The sequence below is a fragment of the Sphingobacterium kitahiroshimense genome, assembly GCF_025961315.1.
GTDB lineage: Bacteria > Bacteroidota > Bacteroidia > Sphingobacteriales > Sphingobacteriaceae > Sphingobacterium > Sphingobacterium anhuiense.
In genome coordinates this window covers 3,565,263-3,587,054 of sequence record NZ_JAOQNK010000001.1, presented here as the reverse complement: position 1 = coordinate 3,587,054, position 21,792 = coordinate 3,565,263, and the positions used below count along the sequence as shown (strand labels likewise).

Below are 21,792 nucleotides of genomic sequence, written 5' to 3'. Positions count from 1 at the left end.
TTTATTTCAAACTATTAAAACTAAAAGCTTCTGCAACTGTTCATTTTCTAATACAAAAAGTATGATAAATACGAAAGTTGTGATAAATTAGTTGTTATTTTGTATCAATATTTTAAAGTAATTAGCAATACTATGCAGTTTGATGCTGGAGAATTATTAAGTAAAATCAATGATCCCTCTGATCTGAAAAAACTCAAGGATGACCAACTGGAACAAGTGAGCCAGGAATTACGTCAATATATCATTGATTTAGTTTCGGTTAATGGTGGTCACTTTGCAGCTAGTTTGGGAGTAGTTGAATTGACTGTGGCATTACATTATGTCATGAATACTCCCTATGATCAATTAATATGGGATGTAGGTCATCAGGCCTATGGGCATAAGATATTAACAGGACGTAGAGATTCTTTTCATACGAATAGAATTGTCGATGGTATTTCCGGTTTTCCAAAACGAGGAGAGTCCATTTATGATGCTTTTGGAGTAGGACATTCGTCAACATCAATCTCTGCCGCATTAGGTATGGCGGTTGCTTCTCAGATCAAAGGAGAAAAAGATCGTCAGCATATTGCGATTATTGGCGATGGTGCTATGACAGGAGGTATGGCATTTGAAGCTTTGAATCATGCAGGTATAGAGAAATCAAATCTTTTGGTTATTCTCAATGATAACTGTATGTCCATTGATCCTAATGTAGGAGCATTAAAAGAGTATTTAACCAGTATCACAACTTCAAAACGATATAATCGTTTCAGAGACGATATTGCATCTGTCTTATCCAAGATATCAGAGATGGGACCGAATGCTTTAGGAGCTGTTAAAAAGCTGGAAAAAAGCATAAAAGGGACATTGCTCAAGAATGCTAATTTATTTGAATCTTTAAATTTCAGATACTTTGGACCTGTTGATGGACATGATGTCAAAAAATTAGCAAAGACACTTGAAGATTTGCGCCATATCCCGGGGCCAAAGTTGTTACATTGCGTAACTGTTAAAGGTAAGGGATATGCATTAGCAGAAAAAGATCAAACCAAATGGCATGCCCCAGGTTTATTTGATAAAATAACAGGCGAGATAAAAAAATCTGTCAATGATAAACCGACAGCACCGAAATATCAAGATGTCTTTGGAAATACATTGGTAGAACTTGCGGAGAAGAATGATAAAATAGTGGGTATTACACCTGCTATGCCTTCTGGATCATCGATGAATATTATGATGAAAGCTTTTCCAGAACGATCATTTGATGTAGGAATAGCAGAACAACATGCTGTTACATTCAGTGCGGGTCTAGCAACTCAAGGGCTAATGCCTTTCTGTAATATTTATTCCTCATTCATGCAGCGTGCGTTTGACCAAGTCATTCATGATGTAGCCTTACAGAATCTTAATGTAGTATTTTGTCTGGACCGTGCCGGTGTAGTAGGAGCGGATGGTCCAACACATCACGGTGCTTACGATATTGCTTTTATGCGCTGTATACCAAATATGACGGTTTCCGCTCCAATGAATGAAGAGGAGTTACGCAATTTGATGTATACTGCTCAATTAGAAAATAAAGGTCCTTTTGTAATTCGCTATCCAAGAGGTAACGGCGTGATGGTCGATTGGAAAAAACCGTTTAAAGAAATTGAAATTGGAAAAGGCAGATTAATTCAGGATGGAGAAGCTGTTGCCATTTTAACTTTTGGAGCAATCGGTAACGAAGCCAGTAAAGCAATTTTGCAATTAGCTGAAGAAGGAATATATCCGGCTCACTATGATTTAAGATTTGCTAAACCTTTGGATGAAGAATTGTTACATAAAGTTTTTCAAAAATTTGAAAATATCATTACCGTTGAAGATGGCTGTTTGCAGGGTGGAATTGGGTCTGCTGTTCTAGAATTTATGGCCGATCATCAATACAGTCGTAAAGTTGTAAGATTAGGTATCCCTGATGCTATCATCGAGCATGCCGAACAAAAAGATCAATGGAATATAGCATACTACGACAGTGCCGCTATAATGGCCGAATGTCGAAAATTAGTAAAAGGTATAAAAACGGATACGATGGTTAGCTAAATTCGTTTGGTAAAAAAAATAAAAAAGAGGAATCATATCATCATGATTCCTCTTTTTTTGTTTAACTTTATAAAGATTCATCCGGCAGCAGTTCCCTTTTTTATAGTTTACTAGATTCGATCATTATTTTGCAACGTTATACGGATGGAATATTGCATGAATTATAGACCAAAAACTACTTTTTTTTAAAAAAAATAACAAAAAATTTGGAATGTTAATAAAAAAAAATAAGGCTAAAATTAGTTGCAAAAAAAAGCGATTTTTTTAATGTAACTAGTTGATTAATAATGAATTTAAATTAATTTTAAATTTTAGTTTTTTAGCTGATTTTTTTTTGTCATCTTCGTCTTAAGAGAAAGTTATCAACATTTTTTTGGTCGCTTATTGGAAATCAACTTATTAAGAATTTTAGAATGGAAAAAACGAGTACAAGTGTTTGGAATAATTGTCTTGCAATCATCAAAGACAATATACCAGCGCAAAGTTTTAAAACCTGGTTTGAGCCTGTGAAAGCAGTACGTTTGGAGGGTGACGTTTTGACTATTCAAGTACCTAGTTTATTTTTTTACGAATGGTTGGAGGAGCACTATGTTGGTATCCTTCGTAAGACTGTTAAAAAGTTTTTAGGTGAGCTTGGTAGGTTGGAATACAATATCGTGGTTGAGAAGTCATCAGCTTCAATTCCTTATACAACAAATATCCCTTCCAATGGCAATGGTGCAGAAGGTAAGAAACAATCTATACCTGTTCCTGTATCTTTAAATAAAGATATCAAGAATCCATTTGTAATACCAGGATTAAAGAAACTACAGGTTGATCCTCAATTAAATCAAAATTACACCTTTGATAATTTTATTGAAGGCGAGTGTAACCGTTTGGCGAGATCTGCGGGCTTTGCTGTGGCAAATAAACCTGGAGGTACCTCATTCAACCCATTGATGATTTATGGAGCTGTAGGACTAGGAAAGACTCACTTAGCACAAGCTATCGGTAATGAAATCAAAAGAAATCTACCAGATAAGTTGGTGATCTATGTTTCTTGTGAGAAATTTTGCCAACAATTCGTAGATTCACTTAAAAATAATACCATTAATGATTTTGTGAATTTTTATCAGGCAATGGATGTGATCATCATGGATGATGTACATAACTTCGCTGGTAAAGAGAAAACACAAGATATATTTTTCCATATTTTCAATCATTTGCATCAGTCTGGAAAACAAGTAATCTTAACATCTGATAAAGCTCCTAAAGATTTAGCAGGATTAGAAGAACGTTTATTAAGCCGTTTCAAATGGGGTCTTTCTGCAGATATTCAAATTCCAGATTTGGAAACAAGAATGGCTATTTTGAAAAAGAAAATGTATTCTGATGGAATTGAATTACCAGAAAATGTTGTAGAATATGTTGCAAATCAAATTGACAACAGTGTTCGTGAACTAGAAGGAGCTATGGTTTCTTTATTAGCGCAGTCAACATTAAATAAAAAAGAGATTGATTTAAATCTAGCTAAATCAATGCTTAAGAACTTTGTTAAAAACACGCATAAGGAAATTTCAATGGAATTTATTCAAAAGCTCGTTTGTGAGTATTTTGAAGTTCCAGTAGAAATGGTTAAATCTAAAGTTCGTAAAAGAGAAATCGTGCAAGCCAGACAGATTTCAATGTATCTCGCTAAGAACCATACAAAATCGTCATTGAAAACAATTGGTTCATTCTTCGGTGGTCGCGACCACTCTACGGTAATTTATGCTTGTCAGACAGTAGAAGATCTAATTGAGACAGATAAGAAGTTTAAAACGTATGTAAATGATATTATGAAAAAGCTAAAAGCTTAATATCATCCATACATAAAGATATAAGACAAAAAAGGGATTCTAATTAGAATCCCTTTTTTTATCCAAATTGGATAACGTTTATGAACAAGCTCTTATACTATTGTGTTGTTTCTTCTGTATTTTCTTTTTGCTCTTCCTTGACCGGCTTAGGTGCTACTTCTGGAATAACTTTAGCAGGTCTTTCTGCCACCACTTTTTTGAATAATTCTTTTTGATCCTCTGTTAGTAATGCATCAACCTTTGCATCTGCATCAGCTTGTAATTTAGTAAATTGTTCTGTTAATACTTCTTTAGTAGCCGTAGTATCCTGCAGTAAAGCAGCCTCAGCTTTTGCCTGATCTAGCGTAATTGTATAAGCGGCAGTTTTCTGCTCGTCTGTCAAACTTAATTTTTGCGTTAATTCCGTCGTTACCTGAGTAGCTGTTTCTTCTGGACTAGCTTGTTGGGCAAATGTTAAACTGAGTGCTAATAAAAACCCGATCCCTGTTAAAAATAATTTTTTCATGACTGTTATTTTTAGTGTAAATATTCAATTCTTAAATTCTACTACTAAAACTAAAAACTACTGCTTTTTATTGTATCAAATCTGTTACTTTAACAAAGTTTTAACAAAATTAACGTTTTAAGTTATTGAAAATCAGTTTTTAATAAAAAAAAGGTTCAACCGTGAAGTTGAACCTTTTGTCAATAATTATAATCAAATTAGTTTGATTTTTGTCTTTGTTGCCTACGTTCTAGCATTTCTTTTTGTAATGCGTCGTAAGATTTACTTTGTTCAGCATTTAAAAATGATTTGATTTTCACGTCGGTTGAAGAACGAAGAGGTTGCAATTTTTCGAAAGCTGCTTTACGGTCATCTGTATTCTTAAAAATATCTTGTTGCTTTTTGGATAGTTCCAAGCTATATACATAGATTGAATCTTTTTGACTTTGTGATAATTTTAATTGCTTATCTAATCTTTCTACCATATTTTTAGCTTGGTCTTCAGGAGATCGCTGCTGACCACCATTACGTTGTCTTTCTTGTGCCATAGCTGTTACAGCCAATAACATAAAAGCTCCCATTAAACTTGATTTTAAATTTTTCATATCATTTTATTAGTTTACTTATTTTTTATGTCAACTAGTTTAGTCGCCAATAAGAAGACAAATGATATTTAGTAAAGTTTAAGTGTTGTGAAAATTTAAGATTCATTAACACTTCTGTCACAGATAGATAGAAGTTGTTGTTCAATAATATTTCGATATTCCTGATCTTCAAATGCTATTTCGATGGGAATGTAAGCTATAGGTAAGCTCTCTACTAAAGCTAAGTATTCAGGAGTAAGGATTCTTTGTGCATCCTTTTCTGTAGTTATAATTAATTTACAAGGATTTTTGATCTGATTAAACTTCTGTTTGACTGTCAATATATCATTTGATGTATAGGCATGGTGATCAGAGAAACCAAGATGCTCTATACCTTTTACAAGCCCTGTAAGGAAATCTAATAAAGGTTTTGGGTTCGCTATACCTGTAAGTAATAATACTGTCGTATTGGCGTTCATTTCAATCCTATTTGTATTCAGATATACTAGCTCACCGTAGTGTATGGAAGTGAAAAAAATATTTGAAAGACCACTTTTACGTTCTAGTTTTCTTTTAATAATTGCTTTCTCTTGAAACGTAACTGAAGCAGGAGTTTTTGTAACCATAATCATATCTGCGCGTTTAGATTCTCCCGGAAGATCTCTAAAATTACCCATGGGAAGTACAAACATGGGATTGAGGCAAGAATGATAGTCGAATAAGAGTATTGAAAATGTAGGTTTTAGCTTACGGTGCTGAAAAGCATCATCTAGAATAATAACATCATGATTATCCATTAATTTTTCAACCCCTAAGCATCTGTCTTCACAAACAGCAACTGTAATATCTGAAAATTTATTTTTGAATTGTAAAGGTTCGTCACCTACTTCATCAGCAGTTGAAGAGACGTTAACATATTTAAAACCTTTGGTTTTACGTCCATATCCCCGACTCAAGGTAGCGATACATCTTTTATCTTTAAGGATTTTAATAATAAACTCCGTCATAGGACTCTTTCCTGTACCTCCAATGGCAAGGTTGCCAACAACGATAGTCGGTATGGAATAAGTTTTAGATTTTAGTATCTGGAGGTCAAATAATAGATTTCTCATCCAGATGATAAATCCGTATAGTATTGCAAAAGGGAATAATAGTAATCGAAGAGAATTCATTTTATTTGCTCATAATATTTAATCCAACGTCACTTATTTCTACAAGCGGATTGTCGCGCATATTCTGTTCAAAAGTGAATTGGTAAATACCGGTATCTGGGAACGTATAATTTTGATGAATAAGGCTACGCTGCGTATATAAAGAACCTGCGCTTTTTCCTATCCATTTTCCATCAGCTTCTGCTAATTTGAGCGCTTTTCTATAGCTGTATTCTTTAGTTTTGGGACCTTTTTCATGTACTAAAACAAAAAGGTTAGAATAAGGGTATTTTGCCGTGTGTCGAACATTTAACCAAACGTCATATTTTTTAGAGATATCTGAAATATGTATGTTAAAGCTTGGTTTATCAGAATGGAGCCATTCTTTGTTGTTAATATTGACATTTTTATCAATAATGGTATTGGAATCGCAAGCACCCAATAGTATTATCAGTATAAAGCCAATTAGAAACGCGTTGTTTTTCATTCTTATTTAAGTCTATAAAATTGGCGAGAATAGCTATTCTCGCCAATTAATGCAATAACTTATTATTCAGCTGAAGGATCAGTGTTATTGCCTTTATTTCTATTATTTCGATTCTTATTGAAACGTCTTTTTGGCTTACTTCCTGTACCTTCTTTACTTTGGGCAGAAGCAGTAGTTTTGTCTACATTTAAAACCTTTGTATTTTTATCCTGCTTTTGTTGCGGTTTCTCTAGCTTTACCGGTTGCGTTTTTACATTAGGTTCCGCAACAGTTTTTGCACGATTGTTAGGTTTGGATCTACCTTTATTATTTCTTTTTCTTTTGTTTTTTTCGTCCAGACGGGTTAAGCTATCTTGACCGACTACGTTCTCGTAATCATAATTAACAATTTTTTCCTCTTTGATCTCAGTATCAACAGTTGTAATCAACTCTTCAACTTTAATGCCCTGTTTATTCTTCTCGATTAGTTCTTTGACCTGATCCACAGGAAGTGCAATCCAGCTCTCTGCTCCAGGATAAGAGAACCACATCATTTTCTTGAAAATGTCGGTTTTTTGCAAATATGCATTTCCTTTCAAAGTTTCAATACGGTCTACATTATTAGGAATATCCTTTAAAGCATCCATATAACTATCCAATTCGTAATTTAAACAACACTTCAATTTACCGCATTGACCCGCTAATTTTAGTGTATTAAGCGATAGATTTTGATATCTAGCTGCAGAAGTTGAAACAGTTTTAAAATCTGTTAACCATGTCGAACAACATAATTCGCGACCACAAGAACCTATACCACCTAAGCGGCTTGCTTCTTGTCTCATACCAATCTGTCTCATTTCTATTCGAATACGGAATGACTCCGCCATTCTTTTAATTAACTCACGGAAATCCACACGACCTTCTGCTGTATAGTAGAAAGTTGCCTTTGTTTTATCACCTTGATAATCTACATCAGAAATTTTCATGGAAAGTCCCAATTCTAAAGCTAAATTACGCGCTTTATGCATCGTCTCCCATTCCAGATCTTTTGCCATATTGAATTTTTCAACATCGGCCTCAGTAGGTTTACGGTAGATTTTTTTGGTAACACTCTCTAAACTCACATTGTTTTTCTTTAACTGTAAGCGAACGAGTTCGCCAGTTAGAGAAACGTGTCCTATATCATATCCGCCTGTAGTAGGTTCTACAGCAACCATTTCACCTATTTCTAAATATAGATTGTCTGAATTGACAAAGAAATCCTTTCGGGATCCTTTAAATCGAACTTCTACAATGTCAAAAGGTTTATAGTTGGATGGCATATCCATATCAGATAGCCAGTCATATACATCTAATTTATTACATCCGCTAGTCATGCAAGAGCCATTATTTTGGCAACCTGCTGGAGTACCGCCCACTGTCGTCGTACTTCCACAACCTCCGCCGGATGAGCAACTGCCACATCCCATAGTTTTCTATATATATTGAGTTCCTTTCGGAAACGTTTTGTATTTAAACATTAATACTAATTGCAAAGATAAATCTAAAAATAATATTTTAGGATTTGCATTTCTTTCCACACTATAGTGTGTTGTTTCAAACAAATTAATTGTTTCTTCAATTTGTTCGATGGTATAATGAGTAGCAAACTTGTTTACAAAATCAAGTTCATGCGCGGATAGAAATACTAAGTTTGAAAGATCGAGTTTAATTAAAATAATCTGACGCATGATATTAATAGCATACATCAAAAACGTTTTTTGATTTTCACGACCTAATTTAGCCAATTCCTCCTCGCAAATGCTGATGATATTTAGACCAGAATCCTGAACAATAAGCCGTAACCATTTAACCAATAAATTGAAATGGTTGTTCGTCTGCGTATCGATCATATTTATAGCTTCCTGTACGTTACCGTCAGCTATAAAAGCAATATCTCTTGCTTCAGATTCTTCGAGGTTTTTATTTTCTATTAAATACGATGTAATCGCTTGATGACTCAATTTATTAATTTTAACGAGCTGTGTTCTCGAAATAATCGTGTTTAATATTTTATTCTGATTTTCAGCCACCAAAAGGAACAATGTTTTTTCTGGTGGTTCCTCAATCAATTTTAATAAGGCGTTACCTTCTTTTTCTAAATATTCAGGTAGCCACATAATCAAAACTTTAAATTCAGCCTCAAAAGACTTTAAACTTAATTTTTTGATTATTTCATGCGCTTCAGCAATATTGATGTTAACCTGCTTATTGTCGGCATCAAGTTGTTGTCGCCAATTTTCTAAACTTAGGTACGGATTATTCAAAAATGCTTTTCGCCAATTCTCAATAAATGTCGCAGCATTATCCTCCTTATGCTTCGCAATAAAAGGATAAGAAAAATGCAGATCCGGATGTATAAGTTTATTATATTTCCTACAGGATGAGCATAAACCGCAACTATCAAACTCGGCTTTATTTTCGCAATTAATAAATTGTGCGTAAGCTAAAGCTAAAGCTAGTGAGCCAGAACCTTCTGGTCCAAGAAATAATTGCGCATGACTCACACGGTTTTCACGAACTGTGCTGATCAGATGAGCTTTAACTAAATCATGTCCAATAATATCCCTAAATTGCATATACTACTCCTAGTCTATACAAATGTAATAAATAATAGACAGCATTTATTTATATTCAAAATATAAATGGGATATATGATGTCAATTTTATTGAAATTCAATTATTTACTAACCTGTAGCAAGATAAAGTTTATACAGTTAATTTTCCGCTATTTGGATATACACCTTCTAAAAATGTAGATTCTTTTGCGTAATATTGCAGATATAATTCATAATTTTAGGAAATGAGATTTATAGTATCCACATCGATTTTATTAAAACAACTTCAAGCTATTAATGGCGCTTCAAGTAGTAGTACAGTTCTACCCATTTTAGAGAACTTTCTTTTTGAAATAAAAGACAATACGTTAACGATATCTGCGACAGATTTGCAGACAAGCATGGTTACGTCATTGCAAATTGAGGCTAAAGAAGAAGGAAAAGTAGCGATGCCTTCTAAAATTTTAATAGAGACCTTAAAAACATTACCAGATCAACCAGTTGCTTTTTTTGTTGATAATAATACGCTAGCGATCGAGATCAGTGCCGGTGACGGTAAATATAAGTTGAGTGGTGAGAATCCTGAGGATTTCCCTAAAATTCCAGTAATTGACAATGCGCATACTGTTCATATGCCTGCTCCAATACTAGCAGAGGCAATTAGTAAAACAATATTTGCTGTTAGTAATGATGAGTTAAGACCGGCAATGTCAGGTGTGTTAGTTCAATTGGGAGATAAGGCCGTAACGTTTGTATCTACAGATGCACATAAACTGGTACGCTACAGACGTTCTGATATTGGCGTAGAAAAGCCTGCTTCATTAATTCTTCCAAAAAAAGCATTGTCTTTATTAAAATCATCTTTGCCATCAGAAGATATCAATGTTTCGATTGAATATAATTCGACAAATGCATTTTTTAGTTTTGGTAACATCAATTTAATTTGTCGTTTGATTGATGAGCGTTACCCAGATTACGAAGCTGTAATTCCGCAGGTGAATCCAAATAAGTTAACTGTTGACCGTTTACTATTTTTAAATACGTTACGTCGTGTTGTTATTTTTGCGAATAAAACAACGCATCAGGTACGTTTGAAAATCTCAGGTAGTGAATTGAATATTTCTGCTGAAGATCTTGATTTTTCTAATGAAGCTCATGAGCGCTTAGGATGTCAGTTTGAAGGGGAAGATATGGAAATTGGTTTCAACGCTAAATTTTTAGTGGAGATGTTAAACAATCTAGCTAGCGAAGAAGTAGTCATTGAAATGAGTACAGCCAATCGTGCAGGTTTGCTAATTCCAGCAGTAGCAGAAGAAAATGAAGATATTTTAATGCTGGTTATGCCAGTTATGTTAAATAATATCGGTTAATCGCACTGTTTTGGAAGTTATAGCGCATATCATTGATTTTGTTCTGCATATTGATAAACATTTACTTGAGATCGTAAATGATTATAAAACGTGGACATATCTCATCTTATTTCTGATTATTTTTGTTGAAACAGGAGTTGTTGTGATGCCATTTTTACCAGGCGATTCTTTACTATTTGCAGCAGGAATGCTAGCAGCACAGCCAAATGAACTTAATGTCTGGTTGATGATTGCTATCTTATTAGTAGCCGCGGTATCGGGAGATTCTCTTAATTATGCCATCGGGAAGCGATTTGGAATGCAGATGACCAAATTTAAACTATTTGGTAAGCAGGTAATCAAAGACGAGCAGATTCAAAAGACACATACTTTTTATGAAAAGTATGGTAGTAAAACAATTGTAATTGCACGCTTTGTGCCTATTGTCAGAACACTGGCTCCATTTGTAGGAGGAATTGGAAGAATGCATTATGGCACTTTTATAACTTATAATGTTATTGGAGCAATTCTCTGGGTCGTAGGGATTACATTAGCAGGATATTTTTTAGGTAATATACCGATCATCAGAGATAATTTTTCAAAAGTAGTGCTGTTGATTATCTTATTATCAGTATTGCCGATTGTCTTTGAAGTCTTAAAAGAAAAATTTAAAAGTAAGAAGGAAGCCTAAAAGCTTCCTTTTTTATTACAGGCAATTTTTTAGTATCATATCATAAAATAAGGTATTTGTAACCCAATAAGGTTCGATGATCAAAACAGTAAGTATTTGATTTTATTTAACATGCATTTTAAATGGATATTATCACAAATCTCATTGATTTTATTTTATATATTGATAAACATCTTATTCAAATTGTTCATGATTATCAAGGATGGACTTATCTGATTATATTCTTAATTGTGTTTGCTGAAACAGGTCTTGTTATAACACCATTTTTACCAGGAGATTCGGTATTATTTGCATTAGGAGCTATTATTGCTCTTCCAGAAAGTGATCTTTCTTTGTCTTTATTTTGGTTGGTGTTACTGACAGCGGCAGTTTTAGGAGACTTTGTTAATTATGAAATTGGAAAATATTTGGGACATCGAGTTTTCAGGTCAAAGTCTAAAATATTTAAACCCGAATATTTAATCAACACCCAGTCTTTTTATACTAAACATGGTAATAGAGCTATTATCTATGCCCGCTTTGTTCCAATAGTACGCACATTTGCACCCTTTTTTGCAGGAGTTAGCCATATGACTTATGTTAAATTTGGTACCTATAATATTTTTGGAGGGCTATTATGGGTCACTTTATTTTTATTAGGAGGATACTTTTTTGGACAAATCCCAATGGTTAGGAATAATTTCTCTTTGGTCGTCTTCCTGGTTATCATCATTAGTGCTGTGCCTGTGCTGGTACAGTTTTTTAATCATAAAAAATCTTCTACGGTCTAAACCTAAGATCCTTTTTTGAGTCTATTTTGTGAAAGAATTTCACACGAAGCATCTATTTATTTACATGAAGTACCTATTAATTTTCAGTTTAAGTCTACTATTTTCATTATCATCAGCACAAGTAAGAGTCGAAAAAAAGCAGGCAAAAGAAGCCTATCATCTTCTTAATGAAATCCGTAAAAATCCTGAACGGTATAAAAAGAAGCTCGGTCTATTCAATTTGAATAAAGTGACAAGAAAGTCACTGAATTGGAATAAGAGGCTCGCTGAGGTTGCCGAATCGCGGGCCAAGGATATGGCAAAGCGAAATTATTTTGACCATGTCAATCCAGATGGTATAGGTCCTAATTATTATATGCAGCAAGCAGGTTATGATTTGAATGCCAAATGGCTAAAAAATAAGCGGGCAAATAATTTTGAGTCTATTGCCTGGAATTGGCTAAGTGCTACAGATGCAATAAAAGGGTTAATTATTGGTAAAGAAGCGCCCGGTTATCATCATCGAAAACATCTATTAGGGATGGACGAATGGAATGCCTCTTTATATGATATCGGTATTGGTTTTGTTACTACAGGAAAGAAAGGACATCAAAAAAGTTATTTATGTGTCATTATTGCCAAGCATGATTGGTAAATTAATCAATTTATAGTCTTGATATTATGCATTATTGGAATGTTTCTTACCTTTGCATATGATAAAATCAATGACAGGATACGGCACAGCTGTAAAAGACAATGGAAAAGTTAAGTACAGCGTCGAGATTAAATCCTTGAATTCTAAATTTCTTGAATTAAATCTGCGTTTACCAAAAGCAGTTTCGGACAAGGAATTGACTTTACGTACAGAGTGCAGTAAACTTATTGAAAGAGGTAAGGTGAACCTTTCTGTAAACGTTGAATATTCTGATCAAACGGCAAAAGCATCGACAATTAATGCAGATTTGCTAAAAAAATACTATACTCAATTACAACAAATTGCTTTTGAGCTGGGAGATAAACAAGTTTCTCTTTTCGAATTGGCTCTTAATATGCCCGAAGTAATTGCTAATAATGATAATGAAGTTGATGAAGAAGAATCACGATTATTATTAGAAGCATTTTACGCGGCAGTAGAGCAATTTAATATTTTCAGAGCAGATGAAGGAGCAGTTCTTTCACAGGACCTGACAGATCGTGTTGAATTGATCTTAACTTATTTAACAGAAGTCGAAGCTGTTGAAATGGACCGTATTCCTTTAATACGCGAACGTATAGGCCATTACCTGGAGGAAACTGTAGGTAAGGAAAACGTTGATAAAAACCGTTTCGAACAAGAATTGATCTATTATATCGACAAATTAGATATAACAGAAGAGAAAGTTCGTCTACGCTCTCACTGTACCTATTTTCAAAAAGCTTTGAAAGCATCTGATTCTAATGGTAAGAAATTAGGATTTATTTCTCAAGAAATGGGTAGAGAGATCAATACGCTAGGATCAAAAGCCAACCACGCTGGTATTCAGCAGATCGTGGTAAAAATGAAAGAAGAATTAGAAAAAATTAAAGAGCAATTGCTCAACGTATTATAGGAATGGCAGGTAAGTTAATTATATTCTCGGCACCATCAGGAGCAGGTAAAACAACAATTGTAAAGAATCTATTAAGTAAACATGGTGATAAGTTGGAGTTTTCTATTTCTGCTAGTACACGCGAACCGCGCGGTGAAGAAATAGATGGCAAAGATTATTACTTTATATCAAAAGAAGACTTTCTACATAAGATTGCGAAACAAGAGTTCATCGAATTCGAAGAAGTATATTCAGGTACATTTTATGGAACATTACGTTCTGAAGTAGAACGTATCTGGGCACAGGGTAAACATGTTATTTTTGATATTGATGTGATTGGAGGACTTCGTTTGCGTTCAAAGTTTCCAGACGAAGCCTTATCTATTTTTGTGCAACCTCCTTCCTTAGAAGTTTTAAAAGCACGCCTGCGTGGTAGAGGAACAGACTCTGAAGAAAAATTGCAGGAACGTTTTGCAAAAGCTGAATCCGAATTATCCTATGCAGATAAGTTTGATGTGATTTTAAAAAATTATGATTTGGATGTTGCTGTTGTGGAAGCAGAGAAATTGGTAATGGACTTTCTGAATAAAAAGTAATGGCTAAAGTCGGATTATTCTTCGGGTCTTTTAATCCAGTTCATGTTGGGCATTTGATTATTGCCAATTATATGGCCAACTATACTGAGCTGGACGAAGTTTGGTTTGTGGTATCCCCACAAAATCCATTTAAAAAGAAAGAGAGCCTAGGTAATATGTACGACCGTTTAGAGATGGTTAATCTGGCAATTGAAGAGACCGAAAATTTAAAGGCAAGTTCCATTGAATTTAGTTTACCGCAACCCTCGTATACCATCGATACTTTAACACATCTGGCAGAAAAATATCCCACGCATGAATTTGTTTTAATTATGGGTGAAGATATTTTAGAGACCTTTTCAAAGTGGAAGAATCACGATATTATTTTAAGGGATTATCATATCTATGTTTATCCAAGACCTGGATATAATGGCGGTACAATGAAAGAACATCCGTCAATAACCCTGACACAAACACCGATGATGGAATTGTCTTCTACCTTTCTTCGACAAGCGGTGAAAGAGGGGAGCAATATCAAATTCTATACTCCGGATAAAGTCATTGAGTTTATCGAAAAAAAAGGACTATATTCATAAAAAAGGCGAAACTTAAGTTTCGCCTTTTTTATGAGCTTCAATCTTCTATAATAAATCCAACTTCCTGATCAAAAGCCTTTTTTTCTTCTTCAGATAGGTTCTTTTTCATAACACGGATGGTATATCCACCTTTTAGGACCCCTTTATCTAGATACATCCAATCAGAGATCCGTTGCGGATCTATTGTTACTTGATCACCATATTTTACAACCTTAGTTAGTTGCGGTTCATTATTAACGGTACCACGATATGATTTGCCATCTGAGGTTAGATTACCCACCCAGATATGTTCACCACCCCCATCTTCAGTATCGAATCTTACTTTGATAGCAAAACTCTCGTATCCTTCCTGGGGATCTTTAAAAGAAGTTTCAAAATTCTGAAACGTTTTATTTGCTTCGAGGATGGCCTGATTCATGGCTTGATCATCACCATTGAATTCGATGACATCATCATTCTTTATCTTGTCTTTAATCGTGTTTTGGCACGAAATAAATGAGAACGATACGAGTACGAGTAATAAAAAAAATAACTTGGAAATTGGACTGTTTTTTGAATGTAGCATTGTTTGTTTATTTGTATTAGCTTAGAAATATTATTTTAAGATAATCATAATTTAGTATTTACTGCAAATAGAAGAGAAATGACTAGTACTATGGTCTGTATTTTTATATAACAGTTTATTCATATCTTCAATAAATTTTAAATGGACAATTGGACTAACTTATATTAAAACAATGAAACATCATTTAATATTATTGATTCTCCTTTTTTCAGGCTTTATAAAATCATTTGCTCAGACGAACGAGGATGATGGAAGTTCTTATACTAGGGATGAAAAAGGATACGAATTGCGCACTAAAATGACTATACCGCCGTACGGACTGACGAAAATCAAGACGTTAATATCAAATATTACATTTAAAGAAGATCCAGAAGGAAGCTCTGATGGAGGTTTTGAGGCGATAAGTGCTTCGCAGTTTAATGGACTGAGCCTAAGAGAGAAATTTACTTATGTAATGATCCATGCAGAACTTTCTCAACAGAATTGTGCTATTCCAGAATATCAAAATGATCTTCAGAAACGCATTTTCGGACAGCTTGAAACGGGATTTAATGAGGCGAGCTGGAGCCAGAGACAAGCTGACTTTCTTCTTGAAAATCGAGACTCGGTATTGAGACTCATTCAAGAATCAGTTGGACGGAGCAAATGGATGGGCATTAACTACAAAGAAGCAATTTTAGAAATGAATGCTTGGAACATGATTCCTTTTATCATTACGTATGTTAAAAATACACCAAAGGATAAAGATGCACTAACCTTACTGATGCTATTAATGAAACGTGGCGAATATGAAGAATTCCTCAATTCAGTATCCTATCAGAAATTGTATGGTACAGATGCTGGTTATTATGCCTACTTGAACTATAATAAAGCAAATGAGGATTTAATTTGTGAGCGGGCAAATCGTTACTACAAAGTAAAAAAGAAATAATATGAAGCGAATAATTAGTGTCAGCCTCTTTATGATTTGTCTATGTACAACATTAGTTGCACAAGAGCATGTTTATGTTGAACCGACCCAGGCTGATCGAAACTATAGGGCATACCGCGAGCAGGAGACAAAGCCTGAGTTTGGTTTGAGAAAAGTTGAATCTTTAATCAAAAAAATTAAAGAACCAGAAGATGATGGCATGATTGCAGATTACATCGCGGCTATTTCTAAGGACGAATTTAAGCGATTGAATTTAAAAGAACAGTTTACCTATGTTATGATTCATCCAGAAGTATATAGTCAGGCTTGTATAGATGATATGACAAGTCGGGGTGAAGATCAAAAGATCTTTGGGTTACTTACCTTTCGTCTTTCAGGAGTCGACTGGAGCGCGGATCAATATAAGTTTCTCAAACAGAATCGCGATACAGTACAGACATTGATTTTTGAAACCATAGCTGTAAAGAAACATATGGGTGTCAATTTAAAATCGGCCCTTGTGGAAATATCTGCATGGGAAAGTATCCCGGCTATGATTCGCTATTATCAAACAAATAGGAAAGATAGGGATGTTTTGACGGTATTATCTTTAATATTAAAAAAAGAACAGTACACGCCTTACCTGAAATCTAAGATGTATGGAAAATTGTATTTGGGCGATGCTAATTATATGACATCAGTTCGTTTCAATACAGCAAACGAACAATTTCTCTTATCTACGGCACAGGAATATTATAATCAGAAAATTTCAAAATGATGAAGAGCATTCGGATATTATTGATTGGATTTTTTTTATACATGAATACTTCTTTTGCCCAAGAACAAAAGTTTATTGCGGTGGAGGCAGGTACTTATATTTTAGGTGATACAATCAGTTTGGATAATCCTAAAAGATCCGTTTCAATTCCAGCTTTTGCTATTGCTGAAGCCGAATTAACAAATGAAGCATTTGCTGCATTTGTTTCTGCTACGCATTATGTCACATTGGCAGAACGATTTCGTAATGCAATGGTCTTTGAACCCGGATTAGAAGAATTTCGATGGATACAGGATAGTACGGCATATTGGCGGTTTCCAAACGGAATAAGTAGAGGCGGGATTAAAGATAAAATGAATCATCCTGTTACCTGTATATCCTATCGGGATGCAGTAGCTTACTGCGAATGGGCAGGGGTTCGTTTACCCTCATTGGATGAATGGGAAGTAGCTTCAAGAGCAGGTTCGGAGACAAAGTATTTTGAAGGGGTAGATTTAGAAAAAATCATCAATTATGCCAATATATGGCATGGCAGAAATCATTTGGTAGCCGATACCACGGATGGTTATCTCTATACATCACCGATTAAAACATTTAAAGCAAATCCTTTAGGTTTATATGATGTATATGGTAATGTGTTTGAATTTTGTGAAGGCGCATTAGAACGTGATAAAGGTAGGAAAGTTGCCCATGCACGCGGGGGATCGTGGTGGTGTAGTAAAAATAGTTGCGTATCCTTTAATTCGCAATACATAGGTTCGGTCAATCCAAATGCATCTTTTAGTAATCTTGGCTTTCGAGTAGTCAAGAAAATGTAGAGAGATCTAATAAAAACAAATCTCTCTACATCTATTTGTTATCTACCCATCCAGCCACCATCTACGGTCAGAATTGTTCCATGAACATAGTTAGACGCTTCAGAGCTCAGAAATAATATAGGTCCTTTGAAGTCTTGAGGTTCTCCCCATCTTGCGGCAGGAATTCGACCTAAGATAGAAGCAGAACGCTCCGGATCATCGCGCAATGCCTCAGTATTATCTGTTGCAATATATCCCGGAGCAATAGCATTCACATTGACACCTTTGGAGGCCCATTCATTTGCAAAAGCTTTCGTGAGCGATGCAATCGCACCTTTTGAAGCCGCATATCCAGGTACATTGATTCCGCCTTGAAAAGAGAGTAAAGATGCTGTAAATATGATCTTTCCTGTTCCACGTGAAATCATGTCTTTACCTATTTCTCTGGTTAAGATAAACTGAGCATTTTGATTGATCTCGATAATTTCATCCCAATACTCATCCGGATGTTCTGCTGCGGGTTTGCGTAAGATATTACCGGCATTGTTGACTAATATATCAATGACAGGATGTTGTTCTTTTACCTTAGTAATAAATGCATACAAGTCATTTCGCTTTGAAAAATCACATTGATAGGCATGGAATTTTCTACCTAAAGATTCAATAGATTTTTGAACAGCAGAATTTTCTAGTTCTAATGTTGCAGATACACCAATTATATCTGCTCCAGCCTCAGCTAATGCCTCGGCCATAGCTTTGCCAATTCCTCTTTTGCAACCTGTCACAAGGGCTATTTTTCCTGTTAAATCAAATGATTGTAGTATGGACATTATTTTTTATAGCTAATGGTTAATGGTTTTTGTATTTGTTCTGATGCTTGTTGCAAATAAGCTTTCCAAGCATCCATATTTTCAATTTTTCCGGCTTTGTTGAAGGTTGCGCCAATATAATAAGTCAGGGTCTGATTATTTTTAGCCGCTATATTCCATAAAAATTGAGTTGGAGTATCAATAAAATCTTTCTTTACATGTGGTAAAATGATCGCTGTTCCCGTAATATTGCCTTTATTCTCTGGTTCCCAGTAAGCAAAGAAGTTTTCTTTTTTATAAATCGTGTAATTAGGATTTGCTTCTTTTCGCTTGGCGATACCCAATACGATAGGTGTCTCAGCAGCGGTTGCATTATGCATATTCACATTAATTCTACTTAACTGACTTTCAGCATCAATTGATATCTCTTTTTCAATACTGATCATCTGACCTTCTATTTCTTGAGGCTCATAAATTAATTTGAAAGTACTGCGTATAGGACCATTGTCCAGGACTTCTGATCGACGGTAGTGTTTTGTGTATTGAATTTGACCATTAAAGTATAGTGCCATATCACCTACCCCAAGGGTTTGTCCTACAGAATAATAGTCGAGACCTTTACCGTGATCGGCATGATAATCACCTGTTTTATACCACTCATCAATAATTAGATCGTTGGTCCGTTTTGACCAAAAATCAAAACCTTGTGCATCTTCAGAAGTCCCTTCTAAAGCTTTACCATATGCTCGAAAAGCTACAACATTGTTTTCCCATGCAAAATCATCTTTTCGTTCAGGAACATAGCGCGCATATGTTTTGCTTGCTGTCTTTACAGGTGCAGTGGCGGTAACAGCAAGTTCAATTTTTGCTTTCGGAGCAATGTGAACCGCAATCAGTACATTTTGAGGTGTTGATTTTCCGCGCTTTTCCAGTTGATAGATGACCGGTTTTTTCGATTCTTCTTCCAAAATCGAAAAAACGGTATCTTTTAGTTCAAAGTGCTGTTTAAATTTTTCGTAAGGAATACTCACGACTTCTTTTCTCTCAAAAGAAGAAGTATTGTGGATGAGTAATGAGCTCTTATTTTGGGCAGATAAACTAGATGTAATACCGAGTAATAATGCCACCGATAATAATGATTTCATAGTATTTATTTTAAATCTGTAATTGCAGATTTGTCCATATCGTCGTAGTCGAGGTTTTCTCCTGCCATTCCCCAGATAAAAGTATAGTTACTGGTACCTGCTCCAGCGTGAATTGACCAAGGGGGAGAAATCACAGCTTGTTCATTTTTCATCCAAATATGGCGTGTTTCATCTACTGGACCCATAAAATGTGATACCGCTTGACCTTCGGGAACTTCAAAGTAGAAATAAACTTCCATTCGACGGTCATGGGTGTGTGCAGGCATCGTATTCCAAACAGATCCTGGTTTTAGCTCTGTCATACCCATTTGAAGTTGACAGGTATCAACAATCTTATTCAGTAACATCTGATTGATTGTTCTATGGTTTGCTGTCTCAAGAGATCCGAGTTCAATTTTATTAGCCGACTCTTTCGTTACTTTTTTTGTGGGGAAGGTATGGTGAGCAGGAGTTGAATTTAGATAGAATTTTGCTGGATTCGAGGGATCATTACTATTGAAGTAAACATCTTCTACACCTTTTCCGATATATAAGGCCTCTTTGTAGCCTAATTCGTAGGTGGTACCATCAACTTCTACTTTTCCAGCTCCACCAACATTAATAATTCCAAGCTCTCTTCTGCTGAGAAAGAAAGGTTCTTTCAACAATGCTGGAATCGTTTCCAATTTTATTTTTTCAGCAACCGGCATGGCACCTCCAGCCATGTAGCGGTCATAGTGTGAGTAAGTAAAATGTATCTGATCTGCTTCAAAAATATTTTCTATTAAAAAGTTCTCTCTTAAAGACTTTGTATCAAGTGTTTTACATTCATTTGGGCTAATTGCGTAGCGCGACTCATAATTCATTTTCATATTCTAGCGTATTTAAGAAACATGCTAAAAATAACATATAAATAGATCATAAGCCACAATAATCTTCGCAATCGATATCGGAGACTTTAAATAAATATTGAAATGATATAAGACCAGATGGCTGTTGTCAATAGACTTAAGATAATTCCTAAGCCAATAATGAGATTGATTAATTTCGTGTTTAGCCTAAATTGTTGTACCACCATACTGGCTGTAATTAAAGTCGGCATAGCCGCTTCCATAATACTCACACGGGCGATATCCCCCTTAACATTGAGTAACAATGCGGCGATAAGAACAATCGCAGGCGCTAACATCAATTTATACAATAAGGTCATCGAAATTTGAGAAATCTCTCTCTTCATGCCTTTAAATTGCAACTGTAACCCCACAGAAAATAATGCCAAGGGCGCGACTGTAGATGCGATCTTATCAAAAAATGGTTCGGTAATACTCAAATCCACGTATTGTGCCAATACAAGGGCAAGTATGCAGGCGATAAAAGGAGGAAAAGTAACAAGTCTTATTAATAGGGCACCAACCTTAATCCCTTCATTATTGCTCCGGTCTCCCTTGATGGCACAAATAATCCCAACGGTAGACAATAGCATGAAATTTACCTGATCGCAAATAATAGCAATACTTAGATTCTGCTCCCCATAATAGGCAATAATTAAAGGAAAACCAATAAAAGAGGTATTGCTGTATGCCGACGACAATTCCAACGTACTTCTTGACCGCTGACTATAGCCTTTATAGCGACAATACAGTTCCATAAAGAGCCAACTCCCTGCAACAACAAGTATAGGGGATAGGACAGGGAAAAAAAGTTGCATACTCCAGGTGATCTGGGGAATATATTTAAAAGATACGGCAGGTAAGGCGATATATAAAACCCATATATTAATGCTTTTTGAAGCATTTTCAGGAATTAATCTAAAATGCTTAAATAGCATTCCAGCACAGACACAGAATATAATAAGTATAAAATTGACCATTTTAAATTGGAAAACGATATGAATGGTCGAAGTTACTCAAAAGAGAAATTGACTTTATATTTTTTAGAATATATATCGGATAAAAATCATCTTTTTTTAATGCAGTTCTGCTGGTAGATATAGGGCAATTATATTTTGAACATATTATAATTTCATGTAGTGATACTACAGGAGTAATAGAGGGTTTCTAGAGGGTTCATAGAGGTAAATCTATAGAAACCCTCTATAAA

At 34.9% G+C, this 21,792-nt stretch carries 23 protein-coding genes; 12 read left to right on the top strand and 11 right to left on the bottom strand.

What is annotated here, in order from left to right:
• Positions 1-132 precede the first annotated feature (132 nt).
• Positions 133-2,061, top strand: a complete 1,929-nt coding sequence (gene dxs, locus M2265_RS15885) for a 1-deoxy-D-xylulose-5-phosphate synthase (protein ID WP_132771748.1) — start codon at positions 133-135, stop codon at positions 2,059-2,061.
• Between the two features lie 413 nt (positions 2,062-2,474).
• Positions 2,475-3,899, top strand: coding sequence for a chromosomal replication initiator protein DnaA (dnaA, locus tag M2265_RS15880; protein WP_132771747.1), 1,425 nt, complete (start codon positions 2,475-2,477; stop codon positions 3,897-3,899).
• A 97-nt stretch (positions 3,900-3,996) separates the two neighbouring features.
• On the opposite strand, the gene M2265_RS15875 is transcribed toward dnaA, so the two are convergent.
• The 6 genes from M2265_RS15875 to M2265_RS15850 all read right to left on the bottom strand — a co-directional run bounded on the left by M2265_RS15875 (position 3,997) and on the right by M2265_RS15850 (position 9,202).
• Positions 3,997-4,404 (bottom strand): hypothetical protein, encoded by a 408-nt coding sequence (locus tag M2265_RS15875; protein ID WP_021191448.1) that lies wholly within the window; start codon positions 4,402-4,404, stop codon positions 3,997-3,999.
• 197 nt (positions 4,405-4,601) lie between these two features.
• The gene (locus tag M2265_RS15870; protein WP_132771746.1) at positions 4,602-4,988 is read right to left on the bottom strand and encodes a hypothetical protein; all 387 of its coding nucleotides are present in this window, start codon (positions 4,986-4,988) and stop codon (positions 4,602-4,604) included.
• Between the two features lie 95 nt (positions 4,989-5,083).
• Entirely contained in the window at positions 5,084-6,139 is a 1,056-nt protein-coding gene (gene lpxK, locus M2265_RS15865) for a tetraacyldisaccharide 4'-kinase (protein WP_132771745.1), read from the bottom strand.
• 1 nt (position 6,140) lies between these two features.
• Positions 6,141-6,605, bottom strand: coding sequence for a gliding motility lipoprotein GldH (locus tag M2265_RS15860; protein ID WP_132771744.1), 465 nt, complete (start codon positions 6,603-6,605; stop codon positions 6,141-6,143).
• A gap of 62 nt (positions 6,606-6,667) precedes the next feature.
• Entirely contained in the window at positions 6,668-8,053 is a 1,386-nt protein-coding gene (locus tag M2265_RS15855; RefSeq protein WP_206368615.1) for a stage 0 sporulation family protein, read from the bottom strand.
• Between the two features lie 6 nt (positions 8,054-8,059).
• The gene (locus M2265_RS15850; protein ID WP_132771742.1) at positions 8,060-9,202 is read right to left on the bottom strand and encodes an ATP-binding protein; all 1,143 of its coding nucleotides are present in this window, start codon (positions 9,200-9,202) and stop codon (positions 8,060-8,062) included.
• Positions 9,203-9,426: 224 nt separating this feature from the next.
• On the opposite strand from M2265_RS15850, the gene dnaN reads away from it, so the two are divergent.
• The 7 genes from dnaN to nadD all read left to right on the top strand — a co-directional run bounded on the left by dnaN (position 9,427) and on the right by nadD (position 14,709).
• Positions 9,427-10,551 (top strand): DNA polymerase III subunit beta, encoded by a 1,125-nt coding sequence (dnaN, locus tag M2265_RS15845; RefSeq protein WP_021188232.1) that lies wholly within the window; start codon positions 9,427-9,429, stop codon positions 10,549-10,551.
• A 10-nt stretch (positions 10,552-10,561) separates the two neighbouring features.
• Positions 10,562-11,221 carry a DedA family protein gene (locus M2265_RS15840; RefSeq protein WP_021188231.1) on the top strand — a complete coding sequence of 220 codons (660 nt, stop codon included), beginning with the start codon at positions 10,562-10,564 and terminating at the stop codon, positions 11,219-11,221.
• A gap of 122 nt (positions 11,222-11,343) precedes the next feature.
• Positions 11,344-11,991 (top strand): DedA family protein, encoded by a 648-nt coding sequence (locus tag M2265_RS15835; RefSeq protein ID WP_132771741.1) that lies wholly within the window; start codon positions 11,344-11,346, stop codon positions 11,989-11,991.
• A gap of 64 nt (positions 11,992-12,055) precedes the next feature.
• Positions 12,056-12,625: a CAP domain-containing protein gene (locus M2265_RS15830; protein WP_132771740.1), complete on the top strand. Its 570-nt coding sequence runs from the start codon at positions 12,056-12,058 to the stop codon at positions 12,623-12,625.
• 58 nt (positions 12,626-12,683) lie between these two features.
• Complete coding sequence (locus tag M2265_RS15825) at positions 12,684-13,559, top strand: YicC/YloC family endoribonuclease (protein ID WP_132771739.1); 876 nt, start codon at positions 12,684-12,686, stop codon at positions 13,557-13,559.
• 2 nt (positions 13,560-13,561) lie between these two features.
• Positions 13,562-14,134 carry a guanylate kinase gene (gene gmk / locus M2265_RS15820; RefSeq protein WP_132771738.1) on the top strand — a complete coding sequence of 191 codons (573 nt, stop codon included), beginning with the start codon at positions 13,562-13,564 and terminating at the stop codon, positions 14,132-14,134.
• Positions 14,134-14,709 (top strand): nicotinate (nicotinamide) nucleotide adenylyltransferase, encoded by a 576-nt coding sequence (gene nadD / locus M2265_RS15815; RefSeq protein WP_021190413.1) that lies wholly within the window; start codon positions 14,134-14,136, stop codon positions 14,707-14,709. The genes gmk and nadD overlap by 1 nt, the downstream gene beginning before the upstream one ends.
• 37 nt (positions 14,710-14,746) lie before the next feature.
• On the opposite strand, the gene M2265_RS15810 is transcribed toward nadD, so the two are convergent.
• Entirely contained in the window at positions 14,747-15,274 is a 528-nt protein-coding gene (locus M2265_RS15810; RefSeq protein ID WP_132771737.1) for a YegJ family protein, read from the bottom strand.
• Positions 15,275-15,446: 172 nt separating this feature from the next.
• Here M2265_RS15810 and M2265_RS15805 point away from each other — a divergent pair, with 172 nt between their 5' ends.
• Genes M2265_RS15805 through M2265_RS15795 form a run of 3 tightly spaced genes read left to right on the top strand, consistent with a single transcriptional unit; the run spans position 15,447 to position 17,780 of the window.
• Positions 15,447-16,205, top strand: coding sequence for a hypothetical protein (locus tag M2265_RS15805; RefSeq protein ID WP_132771736.1), 759 nt, complete (start codon positions 15,447-15,449; stop codon positions 16,203-16,205).
• Between the two features lies 1 nt (position 16,206).
• On the top strand, positions 16,207-16,962 hold the full coding sequence (locus M2265_RS15800) for a hypothetical protein (protein WP_132771735.1): 756 nt from the start codon (positions 16,207-16,209) through the stop codon (positions 16,960-16,962).
• The gene (locus M2265_RS15795; protein ID WP_206368613.1) at positions 16,959-17,780 is read left to right on the top strand and encodes a formylglycine-generating enzyme family protein; all 822 of its coding nucleotides are present in this window, start codon (positions 16,959-16,961) and stop codon (positions 17,778-17,780) included. Before M2265_RS15800 ends, M2265_RS15795 begins: the two co-directional genes overlap by 4 nt.
• Before the next feature lie 38 nt (positions 17,781-17,818).
• On the opposite strand, the gene M2265_RS15790 is transcribed toward M2265_RS15795, so the two are convergent.
• From M2265_RS15790 to M2265_RS15775, 4 genes are all read right to left on the bottom strand, one after another.
• The gene (locus M2265_RS15790) at positions 17,819-18,589 is read right to left on the bottom strand and encodes an SDR family NAD(P)-dependent oxidoreductase (protein WP_132771734.1); all 771 of its coding nucleotides are present in this window, start codon (positions 18,587-18,589) and stop codon (positions 17,819-17,821) included.
• Positions 18,589-19,713, bottom strand: coding sequence for a DUF4861 family protein (locus M2265_RS15785; RefSeq protein ID WP_132771733.1), 1,125 nt, complete (start codon positions 19,711-19,713; stop codon positions 18,589-18,591). The genes M2265_RS15790 and M2265_RS15785 overlap by 1 nt, the downstream gene beginning before the upstream one ends.
• Before the next feature lie 5 nt (positions 19,714-19,718).
• Positions 19,719-20,564, bottom strand: coding sequence for a 5-dehydro-4-deoxy-D-glucuronate isomerase (gene kduI, locus M2265_RS15780; RefSeq protein ID WP_021189180.1), 846 nt, complete (start codon positions 20,562-20,564; stop codon positions 19,719-19,721).
• A gap of 86 nt (positions 20,565-20,650) precedes the next feature.
• A complete protein-coding gene (locus tag M2265_RS15775) occupies positions 20,651-21,562 on the bottom strand; it encodes an AEC family transporter (protein WP_132771732.1) in 912 nt (303 codons plus the stop codon).
• Positions 21,563-21,792: the final 230 nt, after the last annotated feature.